The sequence below is a fragment of the Rathayibacter sp. VKM Ac-2926 genome, assembly GCF_022815565.1.
GTDB lineage: Bacteria > Actinomycetota > Actinomycetes > Actinomycetales > Microbacteriaceae > Rathayibacter > Rathayibacter festucae.
This window is the reverse complement of sequence record NZ_JALGRS010000016.1, coordinates 18,835-33,702: the sequence shown is the minus strand read 5'-3', so window position 1 is coordinate 33,702 and position 14,868 is coordinate 18,835. Positions and strand designations below refer to the sequence as shown.

The following is a 14,868-nucleotide window of genomic DNA, read 5'->3' as shown; positions in this document are numbered from 1 at the left end:
GCGGTCTTCGCACCGCGAGCCCCGCCGCGCAGCGACGGTGCCGGGGTCCAGGGTAACGGCTCGGGGCGGAGCGGACGCGTCAGCGCCGCTCCCACAGCGTGATCGTCGCGGTCGGCACGGTCGAGGCGGGGCCGGCCTCGAAGCCCCCCGCCGCGAGCCAGTCGAAGGCCGCCGGGTCGGAGGCGGGAGCGGCGGTCCAGACGCGCTGCTCGCCCCCGAGGGCGGCCCGCAGCGCGTCGTCCTCGAGCAGGACGTCGGAGTAGGTGCCGGTCGTCGCGTACGAGCGCTCGAGGGCGACGTCGTCGAGCCCGGCGAAGGCCGAGGGGTAGGCGGCGAGGGCGATCCGCGGCCGCAGCGACACGGTCCCGCTGTCGCCGAGGAGGAACGCGTCACCCGGGCGCGCGCCGGCCTGGATCGTCTGCGCGAGGGCGCGGAGGTCCTGTCCGGCCGGCTTCCCGGTCTCCGTCCGCATCAGGACGAGGGCGGGCAGCGCCGCGACGGCGAGGGCACCGACGAGGACGCCCGCCGTCACCGGGCGCCAGGAGGCGAGGGCCAGCCCCAGCACCGTCGCCAGCGCGGGCGAGCTGAGGCTGAGATAGCGCGGGGTGAACATCGGCTCGATCAGCGCGGTGCCGAGGAGCAGGACCGCGGCCGGCAGGAGCAGCCAGACGGCCAGCACGAGGACGAGCGGCGGGTGGACCGCCCCCGCCACGGTCGCGCGCGACCGCACCGCCCGCGTCCCGACCGCCGCGACGACCAGCAGCCCCACGGCGAGCGCCGCCAGCCACCACGCCGAGCCGAAGAACGACTCGACGACCACCGTGTAGGCGTTGACCGGCTGCGAGCGGAGCCAGCCGATCTGCCCGCTCTGGCCCGCCGCCGTGACGATCACCGGGCTCGCGACGCCGACCGACAGCACCGCGCCGAGCACGCCGGCACCGAAGGCGCGGCCGCGCCGGGGCCCGACGACCGCCGCGAGCAGCACGAAGGCCGGCAGCACGAGCACGCAGTAGAGGAAGACGGCGTTCGCGAGCCCCGCCACAGCGACGAAGCCGGCCCAGCGCAGCACCCCGCCGTCCCGCGCCGCGCGGACCGCCAGCACCGCCGCCCACACGACGAGCGCCGTGGCGAGCGCGGAGGAGCGCGCCTCCGTCCCGTTGAACGACGTCCGGGGCAGCAGCACGAACACGATGGCGGCGAGCAGCGCGGCCCGCGGCCGGCCCAGCGAGCGCAGCAGCACCAGCACGCCCGCCGCTCCCGCCCCCGCCGCGAGGGCGGACGGCGCGCGGACGGCCAGCTCCGACTCCCCCGCGATCGCGATCCAGCCGTGCATCAGCAGCGCGTAGACGACGTGCACGGCGTCCTTCTGCTGCGCGAAGGCGAGCAGCTCGGGCAGCGGGAGCCGCGCGAGGCGGAGGGTCGCGGCCTCGTCGTTCCAGTAGGAGGGGATCCAGGAGCCGAGGAGGGTCAGGAGGGTTGCGACGAGGAGGACGGCGCTCGCCGGGATGGACTCCGCCCCGACCCCTCGAGCCCTGATCCCCCACCGCACCGTCCCACCGTAGGGGCGGCCGGCGTCGCTCAGAGCCCGGCGCGCTCCGCGAGGCCGGCCGAGAACGCGGCCTGCCCCGCGTGCTGCGTGTCGTCGTCGATCACCGAGACGAGCCGCACCGCGAGGGTCACCGGCGGGTCCCAGTCCTCGTCGACCACGCGGGCGAGGTCGGCGTCCTCCAGCGTGTCGAGGTAGGCGAGCGTCTGCTCGTGCACGGCGTCGTAGTACTCCGCGAGCAGCTCGGCCGGCACCGCGGCGAGCGCCGCGACCTCGGAAGGCTCCATCCCGTAGCCGTTCGTCTCGGCCGGGAACGGCAGTCCGGAGCGCTCGTGGAAGCCGCCGGAGATCCAGAGCTGCTCGCGGCCGGCGAGCGGGGCGAGGTGATCGTCCTGCACCCGGGTCAGGTGCCAGACGAGCCAGGCGGCGGAGTTGGCCTGCGCGTCGGCCCGGAAGCCGAGCCGCTCGGGGGTGCTGTCGTCGAGGACAGCGTGCACGGTCCCGTGCACCCGGTCGAAGGCGTCGCGGAGGAGGTCGATGGCTGCAGTCATCCCGCCAGTCTGCTCGGCGCGCCCGTGCCACGTCACCCCCTGCCGAGTGCTCGGAGGATCCCCGGAGGCGGGTGCCGGATACTCGCTCCGTGACCTCCGGAACCTCGAACCTGGCGATGAAGCCGTGGCTGACCTCCTACGCGGAGGGCGTCCCGGCCGAGATCGACCCGCCCACGCAGACCCTCGTCGATCTGCTCGAGGACTCGGTGGCCCGCTACAAGCGCGGCATCGCGCTCGAGTTCTTCGGCGCCGAGACGAGCTACGCCGAGCTCGGCGAGAAGGTCGCCCGCGCCGCGGAGGGGCTGCGCCGCCTGGGCGTGCGCGCCGGCGACCGCGTCGCCCTGGTGCTGCCGAACTGCCCCGAGCACGTGATCGCGTTCTACGCGGTGCTGCGGCTCGGCGCGATCGTCGTCGAGCACAACCCGCTCTACACCCCGCGCGAGCTGCGCCGGCAGTTCGAGGACCACGGTGCCCGCGTCGCGGTGGTCTGGAACAGGACCGCCGACGTCATCGCCGCGCTGCCCGCCGACCTCGGCGTCGAGCGCGTCGTCTCGGTCGACCTCACCGCGTCCTTCCCGCTCGGCAAGCGGCTCGCCCTGAGGCTCCCGCTGGAGAAGGCCCGGGAGGCGCGCGCCAAGCTGACCACGAGCCCGCGCACCCGCTCGCTGATCCCCTTCGACCGACTAATGGGCGGCCGCCGGATCGCCCGCTCGCACCCGCGACCGGCGCTCGCCGACACCGCGCTGCTCCAGTACACGAGCGGCACCACCGGCACGCCGAAGGGCGCGATCCTCTCGCACGCCAACCTCCGCGCGAACGCGCTGCAGGGTCAGGCCTGGGTGCCCGGGCTCCGCGAGGGCGACGAGACCTTCTACGCGGTCCTCCCCCTCTTCCACGCCTACGGCCTCACGCTCTGCCTGACGTTCGCGATCAGCATCGGCGCCAAGGTCGTGCTCTTCCCCACCTTCGACGTCGGCCTGGTGAAGGCCGCCGCGAAGAAGTCGCCGCCCACCTTCCTGCCCGCCGTGCCGCCGGTCTACGACGCGCTGGCCCGCGCCTCCGAGCGCGGCGAGCTCGGCCTCCGCGGCATCCGCTTCGCGATCTCGGGAGCGATGAGCCTGCCCGTCGCGACCGTCGACCGCTGGGAGCGCGCGAGCCGCGGACTCCTCGTCGAGGGCTACGGGATGACCGAGAGCTCGCCCGTCGCGCTCGGCAACCCGGTCGGCCCGAGTCGCCGGCCGGGCACCGTCGGCGTGCCGTTCCCCAGCACCCGGATCCGCCTGGTCGACCCGGCCGACCCCTCCGTCGACCGCGGACCCGGCGAGTCCGGCGAGCTGCTGCTGCAGGGACCGCAGGTGTTCCAGGGCTACTGGAAGCGCCCCGAGGACACCGCGGCGACGCTGCTGCCCGACGGCTGGCTCCGCACCGGCGACATCGCCACGGTCTCGGCGGACGGCTTCGTCACGATCGTCGACCGGGCGAAGGAGCTGATCATCACGGGCGGCTTCAACGTCTCGCCGTCCGAGGTGGAGGGCGTGCTCGAGTCGCACCCGGACGTGGTGCGCGCCGCGGTCGTCGGCCTGCCCCGCGCGGAGGGCGGCGAGAGCGTCGCGGCCGCGGTCGTGCTGCGCGCCGGGACGGTCGTCGAGGCCGAGGCGCTGCGCGACTTCTGCCGACTGCACCTGACGGCCTACAAGGTGCCGAAGCGGGTGGTGACGGTCGACGCGCTGCCGACCTCGCTGATCGGCAAGGTGCTGCGCCGCGAGGTGCGCGAGACGCTGCTGGGCTGAGCCGGCCGGCTCCGCCCTCTTCCCGGTCACAGCTCGATGGGTCCCAGCTCGACTGGTCACAGCTCGACTGGTCACAGCCCGATGAAGGAGAACGACATGACGCGATTCGTGCAGTACACCGAGAACGGCGGCCCCGAGGTGCTCGAGGTCGTCGAGGCGCCCGAGGTCGAGGCGCCCGAGGGAGGCGTCGTCGTCGCGATCCGCGCGGCCGGCGTGAACCCGATCGAGTGGAAGATGCGCTCCGGCATCCGCCCCGGGCCGCCCTTCCCCCGCCGCCTCGGCTCGGACGGCGCCGGCGTGATCACCGCCGTCGGCGCGGGCGTCTCCGGCTGGAGCGTCGGTGACGAGGTGATCGTGAGCAGCGCGGTCGGCACCTACGGCGAGTCCGTCGTCGTCGCGCCCGAGAGCCTCGACCGCAAGCCCGCGGGCCTCGGCTTCGAAGAGGCCGCCGCGCTCGGCGTCCCGATCAGCACCGCCTATCAGGCGGTCGTCTCGCTCGGCGTCGCCGAGGGCTCCGTCTTCCTCGTGCACGCGGGTGCCGGCGCCGTCGGCCAGGCCGCGGTGCAGTTCGCGGTGGAGCGGGGTGCGCGCGTGATCGCGACGGCGAGCCCGGCCAACCACGACCGGCTGCGCGAGCTCGGCGCCGAGCCCGTCGCCTACGGACCCGGTCTCGAGGAGCGCCTCCGCGCGGCGGCTCCCGGCGGAGTGGACCGCGTGCTCGATGCCGCGGGCACCGACGAGGCGCTCGCCGCGTCCCTCGCCCTCGTGAGCGACCCGCAGCACGTCGGCACCGTCGTCGTCGGCGCGCGGGCGGCCGAGCTGGGCATCCGCGCCTGGATGGGCGGCAGCCCCGTCCCGCTGACCGACGAGGAGAAGGCACTGCGCCGCGAGGGCATCCCCCACGCCGCGCAGCTCGCCGCCGACGGCCGCTTCTCGCTCGAGCTCGGCCCGCGCTTCGCCCTCGACGACGTCGCCGACGCCCACCGCCTCAGCGAGGACGGCCACACCCGCGGCAAGATCCTCCTCGTCCCCTGACCCGCCACGAGCACCCCGCGCACCTCATGCTGATCGAGCGACCCGCGCACACCATGCTGATCGAGTAGCCCGCGCAGCGGGCGTATCGAGATCCACCCGCCGACGAAGGAGTCCCGCCATGACCACCGACGACACCACCCCCGTCATCCTCGGCGGCGCCCGCACCCCGTTCGCCCGCTTCCAGGGCGCCTTCGCCCCGCTCTCCGCGGTCGAGCTCGGCGCCGCCGCCGTCCGCGCGGCCCTCGAGCGCTCCGGCGCGCAGCCGTCCGACATCGACGCCGTGATCCTCGGCCAGGTCATCCAGGCCGGCGCCGGCCAGGGCCCCGCCCGTCAGACCGCGATCCGCGCGGGCCTCGGCTGGGACGTCCCCGCCACCACGATCAACAAGCTCTGCCTCTCCGGCCTCACCGCCGTGATCGACGCCGCCCGCCTCATCCGCACCGGCGAGGCCTCCGTCGTCGTCGCCGGCGGCCAGGAGTCGATGACGAACACGCCGCACCTCCTGCTCGGCGCCCGCTCCGGCCTCGGCGTCGGCGCGCGGCCCCTCGAGGACGCGCTCCTGCACGACGGCCTCCTCGACCCCTTCGACGACCGGATGATGGGCCGCGTCACCGACGACGGCAACGCCGAGCGCGGGATCCGCCGCGAGCGCCAGGACGCCTACGCCGCCCTCTCGCACCAGCGCGCGGCGGCGGCCCGCGACTCCGGAGTCCTCGCCGAGGAGATCGTGCCGGTCGAGGTCGCGCAGCGCCGCGGCCCGGACCTCCTGGTGTCCGAGGACGACGGCATCCGCCCCGAGACCACCGTCGAGATCCTCGCGGGCCTCCGCCCCGCCTTCAGCCCCGAGGGGACGATCACCGCCGGCAGCTCCTCCCCGATCACCGACGGCGCCGCCGCCCTCGTCGTCGCGAGCAAGGGCTGGGCCCTGTCGCGCGGCCTGCCCTGGCTCGCCGAGATCGCCGAGCACGGCCAGGTCGCCGGCCCGGACAACTCGCTGCACTCGCAGCCGTCCGCCGCGATCCGCCGCGCCCTCGCCCGCCGCGGCGGAACCGTCGCCGACCTCGACCTGATCGAGATCAACGAGGCCTTCGCCTCGGTCGTCCTGCAGTCCGCCGACGACCTCGGCGTGCCGCCCGAGTCCGTCAACCTCGACGGCGGCGCCATCGCCCTCGGCCACCCCGTCGGCGCCTCGGGCGCCCGCCTCGCCCTGCACCTGGCCCTCGCCCTCCGCCGCCGCGGCGGCGGCCTCGGCGCCGCGGCCCTCTGCGGTGGCGGCGGCCAGGGCGAGGCCCTCCTCCTCCGCGCCTGACGCCCCTCCGCGAGATGCCACTTGTGCACGCCTTTCGCGGCGTGTCGCGTGCACAAGTGGCATCTCGCGGAAGGCGCCGCGCGCGGGTGCGACGTCAGCGGGTGCGCAGGACCCTCGGTGCCCGGAGGAGGGCCAGGACCGACAGCGCGAGCGAGAGGCAGTGAGCGGCGAGAAGCAGGCCGCTCATCAGGAAGACGACTCCGGCCGCCGGCACGGACATCCCGCCGACGAGGATGACGAGGCCCACGGCGAGGAAACAGGCGTGCAGGATCGTGCAGACGACGGACGTCCGCCACCACGCCGTCCAGCGGGCCAGCAGCGGCGGGAGCGTGACGAGCGCCCACAGCGCGACGCTCGGCAGGCCGAACACGGAACCGTCGACGAGGACCGCGATCAGCGCGATCGCGACGAACGGGCTTGCCACGACGGCGGCGACCAGCTGCAGGAGTTTCGACTGCAGAAGCAGGCTCGGACGGAGCGGACGGCGGGCATCGAGGTCGTGCTCTTCGATCGCGGTGCGGGCGATGACGGCGGGATCGCCGAAGGACTCGACGAACCCCTCCTCGTCTCCCGCCCCCGCCGCGTGCTCGGCGGCGTCCTGCAGGAGCCCCCGCTGCGACCGTCGCGGCAGGACGGCGAGCTCGCGTCGCAGCTGCGCGTCGTAAGCGCGCCGACCGGTCTCGGTGGTGTGCGTCGTCGTCATCGGTTCGTCTCCAGGAGGTCGTCAACGGTGCTGCGGAACGGCGCCCATTCCGAGCGGAAATCGTCGAGCCGTGCCCGACCCGCCGGGGCGAGCGAGTAGTAGCGCCGCTGGCGTCCCTCCCTCGGGTCGGTGAGCTCGGTCGACACCAGTCCGTTGTCGCGCAGGCGGGAGAGGAGCGGGTAGAGCGTGCCCTCGCCGGCGATCAGGCCGGCGCGGCTGAGAGTGAGCGCGAGCTCGCGCCCGTACTTCGGCCCCCCGGCGATGGCCGCCAGGACGCAGAACTCGAGAACCCCCTTCCGGAGGTTCGCGAGGATCTTCTCGGTGTCGGTCGCCATGCCCGCCATAATGCCTTGCATCACAAGGCCTGGCAATACCCAGTTTGCGCTCCTGGTCGATCCCGACGCCAGGCGGGCTCTCGCGAGATGCCACTTGTGCACGCCTTTCGCGGCGTGTCGCGCGCACAAGTGGCATCTCGCGGGGAGGGTCAGCCCGCCCGGCTACGCTCGCGGGATGAGCATCCTCAGCGCGGACGGCCTCGAGTTCGTGACCCAGCGGCACCTGGCCACCCTGTCGACCCCGTGGCAGCAGGGACGCCTGCACGTCGTCGCCGTCGGCTTCACCTACGAGGACGGCGTCGTCCGCGTCATCACCTCGCGCGAGAGCCAGAAGGTGCTGAACGTCCGCCGCGGCGGCACCGCGACCGTCAGCCAGGTCGACGGGATCCGCTGGCTCAGCCTCGGCGGCCCCGCCTCGATCGAGGAGGACCCGGATGCCGTCGCGCACGCCGTCGAGCTGTACTCGCAGCGCTACCGGACGCCCCGCGAGAACCCGCTCCGCGTCGCGATCCGCATCGACGTCGACTTCGCCCTCGCCTCCTCGGGCCTGCGCGCGGAGTAACCCCGTGCACTCCCCCGACGCGCTGAGGGCCGACGGCACCGTCTCGTCGCTGCGGACCTACCGCTACGTCCGGGTGTCGCTCGTCGCCGCGGTGCTGTTCCTCGGCGTCGGAGTGACGTGGCACCTGGTCACGCTCGGCCCCCTGCGCTCCATCAGCGCCGCGTACTACACGCCGGTCCGCTCGGTCTTCGTCGGCTCCCTCTTCGCCGTCGCCGTCGGACTGGTGGTCCTCGCCGGGCGCAGCGTCCGCCGCACGCTGCTCGTGATCGCCGGCTTCACCGCCCCCGTCATCGCCCTGGTGCCCGCGCCGATCCCCTCCGACGAGCTGGAGCTGCTGACGGGCACCGGCTGCCCCGCGGGCGTCGCGCGCTGCGTCGCCCCCGGCTCGGAGGACGCGATCGCCGTCGGGATGCTCGCCTACCTCGCCGTCGTCGCGGCGGCCCTGGTCGCCTCGCTCGCCTTCCTCGCCGTCGACCGCGCGCTCGACCGCGGCGCCTGGCTGCGCGCCGGCGGTGCCGCCGTGCTGCTCACCGCCCTCGCCGTGTTCTCCACCACCCCGGCCTTCGCCGACTTCGGCCACTACGCCGCCGCCGCACTCTTCTTCCTGCTCATCGCGGCCGTCGCCGGGATCCACGCCCATGCCGTTCGCTCGCAGGGCGTCTGCGGACCGGGCTCGCTCCGCGCCTACGCGCTCGCCTACTCCGCGCTCGCCGTCCTCCTGGCCGCGGTCGACGCCGCCGCGATCGTCCTCCTGCTGACCGGCCGGGCCTCAGAGCTCCTCGGCGAGCAGTGGCTGCTGATCGTCGAGGCGATCGCCCTCGCCCTCTTCACCGCCTTCTGGATCCTGCAGACCGTCGAGAACTGGCGCGACCCGGACGCGGCGGCCCACTGAGCAACAGCACGATCCCGGCGACGGAGCGACCGATCGCGACGGCGGCTGTGGTGAGCACGACCACCGAGAGGGCTACGAAGCTCCTCTCAGCAGTGGTCGAGGACCTATCGTTTCGCTGGAGAAGGCTCCGCGACCCTCCGCACCAGCGTCACGAGCCCACACCGAGGGGATCGACGCGGCACCGCTGCAGCGCCTCCCGACCCGCGTCCTCCTCGGCGAAGGGGTAGTCGTCACGCGGGACGTCATTCGCGTAGTCGGACGTCGAGTACGACGTCGGCACGACGCCGGAGCGGGCGAGGCACTCCACGACCAGCGTGGTCTCGTCGGCGCGCTCGGGGTTGCGGTGCGTCCAGCTGGAGAGGGCGCCGATCTCGGTCTCGCCCGAGCTGCGCGAGCAGCCCTTCACCTCTTCGTAGGCGGCGTCGGCGTCGGTATCCGGAGCGAACGTCAGGTGGAACGACCCGTCGAGCGCGTACTCGTCGATGCCGTAGCCGAGATCCGCGACGCACCTGGTGAAGCGGTCGATCATCTCCGCGCGCTCCTGCTCCGAGACCACGCCGTCCTCGATGACGGACCGGGTGAAGTCGTCCGTCGCCCGGTCGTAGGCGGTGGCGAACTCCGATGCCCAAGGACCACTGAAAGCAGGCGTGCCGAGAGCCGGTTCGGACTGCCCGTCCGGACCCGCGGCACTCGTGCACGCGGTCAGACCGAGGACAAGCGCGGCACTCAGCGCGACGAGCGTCCTCCCGATCGGCCCGCCGGGCCGGCTCTGCACGGGGTGGGCGGGACTCGCTGTCCGACGCGTCACCGTCCACCGACCCGCTCGAACCGCTCCCGGACCCACCGAGGGTGGACGAGCTCGCGCCAGGCCCAGCCGGCCCATGAGACCTCCGGATCCGGGATCCGCCGCTTCCAGACGGAGGCGGCGTACGCCGTCGCGGCGAGGGTGGTGGCGGTGCCCGCGAGCAGCGCGTTCCCGAGGGCGACGGAGTTCGCACCGAGCATCGCGAGGAGAACGGCCAGGACGAGGACACCTGCAGCGAGCACGCCCTGCCGCCGTCGCGGTGCGCGCCCTCCTCCGATCAGCAGGCCCGCGAGGAGACCTCCGACGAGAGCGACGACGGTCACGGCCCGGTCGTCCGATCCGCTCGGTCGCCTGGGCCCCGATGACGCACCTCCACGGAAGGAGTCGGGGACGAGCGAGGCCAACGCGTCGTCGCCTCGGATCCGTCACCGTCACACCAGCGCACCTGCGCCGTCGGCTCGTCTCCACCCATGCCCGCAACCTCCGGAGTGTTCACGTCGCTCCCGCGAACGACTCCCCTGAGTCAATACGAGTATTGCCCTTGGTGGAGCCGCTGGCGCGAGACGCAGCCCGGCCGCGCACCCCCGCACGACTCCCCGGACATGTCGATCACCGCATCCTCGGCCGGCCTCACCCGAGAGTCGGGGAGGGCCGCTCGCTCGAGCGAACCCGCCCCCGAAACGACAAAAGGCCCGCTCTCTCGAGCGGGCCTTCCGTGTGGTGGTGGATCCGAGGGGATTCGAACCCCTGACCTCTTCATTGCGAACGAAGCGCGCTACCAACTGCGCCACGGACCCGTGCCTTCCGAGCCGTCACCGGCCCGAACAACTCGTCTACATTAGCACGTGGCCGAGGGGCGGAGGACCGCTCAGGCTCCGCGGCGGCGCTGCAGGGCCTGGTCGAGGTCGATCGCGTCGACGCCCTCGACGACGCCCATCGAGGCGAAGCGCGAGGACGGGCGCGGCGCCTCGGGGACGGGGACCGGGCCGGTCGCGCGCGGCGAGCGGATCGGCGCGACCTCGGGGGCCGACGCGGCGGCGCGCTGGGCGATCTCGGCGTCCGCGGCGGCGGCGCGGAGCCGCTCCACCGCGTCGATCGAGGCCATCGCGCTGGCCGCGACGGTGCCGCGGGAGAGGTAGAGGGGCTTGGGCAGCGGCTGCGGCGTCCAGCGCGTCTCCTCGGCGGCGGCGGCCTCCTCCTCGGGGGCGGCCGCCTCCTCGGCGAGCTCGGCCTCGAAGACCTCGGCGCGGCGGCGGGCCACCTCGGCGGTGCTGGTCGAGACCGCGGCGGGCGCGGCGCTGCGCTGCCGTCCCGGAGCGAGCAGGATCAGGGTGCCCAGCCCGGCGGCGAGCACCAGCACGCCGACCAGCGGCACCACTCCCGCGCCGCCGAAGGGCAGCATGACCAGCCCGACGAGGGCGACGACGAGGCCGATCAGCACGGTCAGCGCCGCGCCCTGACGCCAGCGCATCGCGCCGGGAGCCGTCCGCGTGCTCTGCCGCGTGCTCACGGCCGCCCGCCGCAGCGCTTCGCGCGCCGCCTTCTCCGCCTGTGCCAGCTCCATCGCCTGTGCCTTCTCTTCGGCTCGTTGTTTGGTCTCGGTCGCCCGGAGGGTGCGCTGCTGCAGCGCGACCTCGCGGGCCGTCGCCTCCGCACGCACGTGCTCGGGCACCTCCGCGGTCTCGGCGAGGATCCGCAGGGTCTGCTGGAGCCTCACCGCGTTGCGCTCGGTCGCGTAGAACGACCGCCGGCGCATCCACGCGGGGATGAGGTAGGCGACCCACAGAACGGCGGCGAGCGCCCAGACGACGCCCCCGCCCAGCCAGTCGCTACTCATGCGACCAACGCTAGGAGCACGGGGCGCTCCCGTCCGTCATTACGGGTAGGTGTGTCCGTGCGGATCGCGGATCAATCGGCTCCCCGTCGGGGGGACACCGGCGCCGTCGGGCGGCCCGGAGAGGCCCGATCGGCGGGAGGCGCGCTGGTCGGCGTCGGTCGGCACGCCGACATCGGACGGCACCTGGCCCTCGAGGTAGCGGCGCAGGACACCGCGCGGCACCTCCTCCGCCACCAGCGCGAAGCAGAAGTGGTCGCGCCAGTCGCCGTTGATGTGGATGAACCGGCGGCGCAGGCCCTCGTAGCGGAAGCCGAGCTTCTCGACCACGCGCAGGCTCGGCCGGTTCTCGGGGCGGATGCAGATCTCGATCCGGTGCAGGCCGAGGTCGAAGAAGGCGTGATCGGTGGCCAGCGCCACCGAGACGGGGGTGATGCCGCGGCCGGCGTAGCGCTCGGAGACCCAGTAGCCGATCGAGCCGGAGGAGAGGGAGCCGTAGCCGATGTTGGAGATGTTGAGCTGGCCGGCCAGCTCGCCGTCCCAGTCGATCAGGAACGGCACGCCGCCGCCGGCGCGCGCGTTCTGCTGCAGCGAGCGGATGCTGGCCCGGACGTCGAAGGCCGCGCCGCCACGCGGGTCGGACGCCTCCCACTGCCGCAGCCAGGCGCGGTTCGCGATCAGCTCGCGCTCGAGGGGGCGGGCGTCCCGGACCCGGATCGGGCGGATGGTGACACGACCCTCGGTGAGCGTCGGTATCGGCAGCGGCATGTGCTGACCCTACTGCGCGGTCGCGGCGGTCGAAGGGGGTGGACCGGAGCGCCGGAACGCGGCAGGGGCCGGAGCAGCGGGGGGCCGCCACTCCATGATGGTCGAGTAGCCCCGGAGGGGCGTATCGAGACCCACGTCCGCCAGAAGGGCGGGTCTGCAGGCTCAGCTGCAGACGACGGTGGATCTCGATACGCCCGCTGCGCGGGCTACTCGATCAGCATGCAGAGGCCCGCCCGCTCATGAAGAGGCGAACCCGTCGGACTTCATGCTGGTCGAGTAGCCCCGGAGGGGCGTATCGAGACCCACGGCCACCAGAAGGGCGAGTCTGCAGACCCGACTGCAGGCGACGGCGGATCTCGATACGCCCGCTGCGCGGCCTACTCGATCAGCATGGAACGGACGCATGCTGTGCGGGCTGCACGATCAGCATGCGCGGGCCGCGCAGCGGGCCGTGCGAAGAGCAGCGCCCGCGCAGCGGGCCCCGCTCAAGGGCGGGCCCCGCCCCGCGGGATCCTCGGTCAGAGGCCCGCGACGAAGTCCTTCAGCCAGGGCTTGAGGTCGACGCCGAGGTCCTCGCGGTCGGAGGCGAGCTGCACGATCGCCTTGATGTAGTCGAGCTTGTCGCCGGTGTCGTAGCGACGGCCGCGGAAGACGACGCCGTAGACGCCGCCGAACTCGGCCGGGTCCTGCGCCATGCGCTCGAGGGCGTCGGTCAGCTGGATCTCGCCGCCCTTGCCGGGCGCGGTGTGCTCGAGCACGCCGAAGACGTCGGGCTTGAGGACGTAGCGGCCGATGATCGCCAGGTTCGAGGGCGCGTCCTCCTTGGAGGGCTTCTCGACCAGACCGGTGATGCGCACCACGTCGTCCTCGTCGGTGGCCTCGACCGCGGCGCAGCCGTAGAGGTGGATCTGGTCGGGGTCGACCTCGAGGAGGGCGACGACCGTGGTGTCGCGCTGCTCCGCCACGTCGATCATGCGGGTGAGGAGCGGGTCGCGCGCGTCGATCAGGTCGTCGCCGAGGAGGACGGCGAACGGCTCGTCGCCGACGTGGCGCTGCGCGCGCGAGACGGCGTGGCCGAGGCCCTTCGGCTCACCCTGGCGGACGAAGTGCACGTCGGCGAGGTCGCTCGCGTACTGCACGTGCGCCAGCTTGGCGTCGTCCAGCTTCTTGGCGAGGTTCTGCTCGAGCTCGGGGACCGAGTCGAAGTGGTTGGCGAGCGCGTTCTTGTTGCGCCCGATGATGACGAGGACGTCCTGGAGTCCGGCGTCCGCGGCCTCCTCGACCACGTACTGGATCGCCGGCTTGTCGACGACGGGCAGCATCTCCTTGGGGATGGCCTTGGTCGCCGGCAGGAAGCGGGTGCCGAGACCGGCGGCGGGGATGACGGCTTTGCGGATTCGAGTGCCCATGGGGCGCCATACTAGCGGCGGCCGTGGTCGGGCACGTTTCGGCCCGGAGAGGGGCTTGACCGCCGTGTACCCCGCTCGTGGACAGAGCCACCGCAGGACTCCTCACGATCGCGATGCTGCACTCCTCGCGATCGTCATCCGTCCCTCTTCAGGATCGCCGTTCCGGCCGCGAAAGCCGTCCGACACCCCGGATCTAGACTGGGCCGCATGCCAGCCGACATCACCCACGAGAAGCGGGCGCTGCGCGCCGAGCTCCGTGAGCGCCGACGCACGCAGACCGCGACCGCCCGCGAGCAGGCCACCCTGCACCTCACCGAGCACCTCGAGGAGCTGGCGACCCGGGTCGGCGCACGGTCGATCGCCTGCTACCTCTCGGCGCCGGACGAGCCGAGCACCCGCCCGTTCCTCGGCTGGGCCGAGAGTCGCGGGATCCGGGTCCTCTTCCCCATCTCCCGCCAGGACGGCCTGCTCGACTGGGCGGTCGGCGACGGCCACACCGAGACCCAGGGCCTGTTCGGGATGCCGGAGCCGGTCGGTCAGCTGCTCGGCCCGATCGCGATCAACGACGTCGACCTGATCATCGTCCCCGCCGCCACCGTCGACCGCTCGGGCATGCGGATGGGCTGGGGCCGCGGCTACTTCGACAAGACGCTCGGCTCGATGGAGAAGTGCCCGCCCGTCTACGCCGTGGTCTTCGACAGCGAGTTCGTCGAGCACGTGCCCAGCGAGGTGCACGACCAGGCGGTCGACGGCGTCGTCACTCCCTCGGGCATCGTCGACATCCGCCGCTGATCCACTCCCCCTCTTCCTCCTCTCTCCCCCGCCGCCGCCACCGCTTCAGGAGCACCAGTGCCCACCTACTCCTACCGCTGCACCCAGTGCGGCAACGCCTTCGACATCCAGCAGAAGTTCACCGACGACTCGCTCACCGAGTGCCCGAGCTGCCAGGGCGCGCTGCGCAAGGTCTTCAGCGCGGTCGGCGTGACCTTCAACGGCTCGGGCTTCTACCGGACCGACTCGCGCGCCTCGGGGTCCGGTTCCGGCTCGAAGGAGTCGAAGGGCGAGTCGGGCGGAGGGTCGTCCGCTCCCGCGTCGACCGGCTCGGGTTCCGGCGGGTCGTCCTCGGGCGGCTCCGGCGCCTCGTCGGGCTCCTCCGGGTCGGGATCCTCCGGCTCCGGCTCCTCGTCCTCGGGATCGGGCTCCGGCTCCGGCTCCGGCTCCTCGGGCTCCTCCTCTTCCTCCAAGCCCTCGTCCTCCGGGTCGGGGTCCTCCTCCTCCTCCTCCTAGGGCCGCCGCTCCCCCGGGAGCGAGCCCGCCTCCGCGCACCTC

Annotated in this window: 16 protein-coding genes and 1 tRNA gene; 7 read left to right on the top strand and 10 right to left on the bottom strand. The window is 73.5% G+C overall.

All coding sequences use genetic code 11. The features are described 5' to 3' along the window. Nucleotides 1-79 precede the first annotated feature (79 nt). Together MT351_RS18145 and MT351_RS18140 are read right to left on the bottom strand one after the other, a co-directional pair. Entirely contained in the window at nucleotides 80-1,549 is a 1,470-nt protein-coding gene (locus MT351_RS18145) for a glycosyltransferase family 39 protein (protein WP_132435905.1), read from the bottom strand. A 29-nt stretch (nucleotides 1,550-1,578) separates the two neighbouring features. Beyond that, the gene (locus MT351_RS18140) at nucleotides 1,579-2,097 is read right to left on the bottom strand and encodes a DUF664 domain-containing protein (protein ID WP_123735168.1); all 519 of its coding nucleotides are present in this window, start codon (nucleotides 2,095-2,097) and stop codon (nucleotides 1,579-1,581) included. Nucleotides 2,098-2,213: 116 nt separating this feature from the next. Here MT351_RS18140 and MT351_RS18135 point away from each other — a divergent pair, with 116 nt between their 5' ends. The 3 genes from MT351_RS18135 to MT351_RS18125 all read left to right on the top strand — a co-directional run bounded on the left by MT351_RS18135 (nucleotide 2,214) and on the right by MT351_RS18125 (nucleotide 6,231). After that, nucleotides 2,214-3,887: a long-chain-fatty-acid--CoA ligase gene (locus tag MT351_RS18135; protein WP_132436082.1), complete on the top strand. Its 1,674-nt coding sequence runs from the start codon at nucleotides 2,214-2,216 to the stop codon at nucleotides 3,885-3,887. A gap of 96 nt (nucleotides 3,888-3,983) precedes the next feature. After that, on the top strand, nucleotides 3,984-4,922 hold the full coding sequence (locus tag MT351_RS18130; RefSeq protein WP_132435906.1) for an NADP-dependent oxidoreductase: 939 nt from the start codon (nucleotides 3,984-3,986) through the stop codon (nucleotides 4,920-4,922). A 118-nt stretch (nucleotides 4,923-5,040) separates the two neighbouring features. Continuing rightward, a complete protein-coding gene (locus tag MT351_RS18125) occupies nucleotides 5,041-6,231 on the top strand; it encodes an acetyl-CoA C-acyltransferase (RefSeq protein WP_132435907.1) in 1,191 nt (396 codons plus the stop codon). Between the two features lie 94 nt (nucleotides 6,232-6,325). On the opposite strand, the gene MT351_RS18120 is transcribed toward MT351_RS18125, so the two are convergent. Further along, nucleotides 6,326-6,934 (bottom strand): hypothetical protein, encoded by a 609-nt coding sequence (locus tag MT351_RS18120; RefSeq protein WP_132435908.1) that lies wholly within the window; start codon nucleotides 6,932-6,934, stop codon nucleotides 6,326-6,328. Further along, nucleotides 6,931-7,269 (bottom strand): PadR family transcriptional regulator, encoded by a 339-nt coding sequence (locus MT351_RS18115; RefSeq protein WP_132435909.1) that lies wholly within the window; start codon nucleotides 7,267-7,269, stop codon nucleotides 6,931-6,933. Before MT351_RS18115 ends, MT351_RS18120 begins: the two co-directional genes overlap by 4 nt. Nucleotides 7,270-7,444: 175 nt before the next feature. Between MT351_RS18115 and MT351_RS18110 the strand changes: the two genes are divergently transcribed. Both MT351_RS18110 and MT351_RS18105 read left to right on the top strand, forming a co-directional pair. Beyond that, a complete protein-coding gene (locus MT351_RS18110) occupies nucleotides 7,445-7,831 on the top strand; it encodes a pyridoxamine 5'-phosphate oxidase family protein (protein WP_132435910.1) in 387 nt (128 codons plus the stop codon). A gap of 4 nt (nucleotides 7,832-7,835) precedes the next feature. Continuing rightward, entirely contained in the window at nucleotides 7,836-8,723 is an 888-nt protein-coding gene (locus MT351_RS18105; RefSeq protein WP_132435911.1) for a hypothetical protein, read from the top strand. Between the two features lie 148 nt (nucleotides 8,724-8,871). Here MT351_RS18105 and MT351_RS18100 read toward each other — a convergent pair whose 3' ends face one another. From MT351_RS18100 to galU, 6 genes are all read right to left on the bottom strand, one after another. Continuing rightward, nucleotides 8,872-9,531, bottom strand: a complete 660-nt coding sequence (locus MT351_RS18100; RefSeq protein WP_132435912.1) for a hypothetical protein — start codon at nucleotides 9,529-9,531, stop codon at nucleotides 8,872-8,874. Continuing rightward, nucleotides 9,528-9,851, bottom strand: coding sequence for a hypothetical protein (locus MT351_RS18095; RefSeq protein WP_132435913.1), 324 nt, complete (start codon nucleotides 9,849-9,851; stop codon nucleotides 9,528-9,530). The genes MT351_RS18100 and MT351_RS18095 overlap by 4 nt, the downstream gene beginning before the upstream one ends. Before the next feature lie 398 nt (nucleotides 9,852-10,249). Further along, a tRNA-Ala gene (locus MT351_RS18090) sits at nucleotides 10,250-10,325 on the bottom strand. A gap of 71 nt (nucleotides 10,326-10,396) precedes the next feature. Continuing rightward, nucleotides 10,397-11,365 carry a hypothetical protein gene (locus MT351_RS18085; protein ID WP_243582882.1) on the bottom strand — a complete coding sequence of 323 codons (969 nt, stop codon included), beginning with the start codon at nucleotides 11,363-11,365 and terminating at the stop codon, nucleotides 10,397-10,399. A 39-nt stretch (nucleotides 11,366-11,404) separates the two neighbouring features. Then, nucleotides 11,405-12,130 carry a GNAT family N-acetyltransferase gene (locus MT351_RS18080; RefSeq protein WP_123445236.1) on the bottom strand — a complete coding sequence of 242 codons (726 nt, stop codon included), beginning with the start codon at nucleotides 12,128-12,130 and terminating at the stop codon, nucleotides 11,405-11,407. A 518-nt stretch (nucleotides 12,131-12,648) separates the two neighbouring features. After that, nucleotides 12,649-13,539, bottom strand: a complete 891-nt coding sequence (gene galU, locus MT351_RS18075; RefSeq protein WP_123702478.1) for a UTP--glucose-1-phosphate uridylyltransferase GalU — start codon at nucleotides 13,537-13,539, stop codon at nucleotides 12,649-12,651. 207 nt (nucleotides 13,540-13,746) lie between these two features. On the opposite strand from galU, the gene MT351_RS18070 reads away from it, so the two are divergent. Next, on the top strand, nucleotides 13,747-14,331 hold the full coding sequence (locus MT351_RS18070; protein WP_123735160.1) for a 5-formyltetrahydrofolate cyclo-ligase: 585 nt from the start codon (nucleotides 13,747-13,749) through the stop codon (nucleotides 14,329-14,331). A 57-nt stretch (nucleotides 14,332-14,388) separates the two neighbouring features. Continuing rightward, nucleotides 14,389-14,826, top strand: a complete 438-nt coding sequence (locus tag MT351_RS18065; RefSeq protein ID WP_132435915.1) for an FmdB family zinc ribbon protein — start codon at nucleotides 14,389-14,391, stop codon at nucleotides 14,824-14,826. Nucleotides 14,827-14,868: the final 42 nt, after the last annotated feature.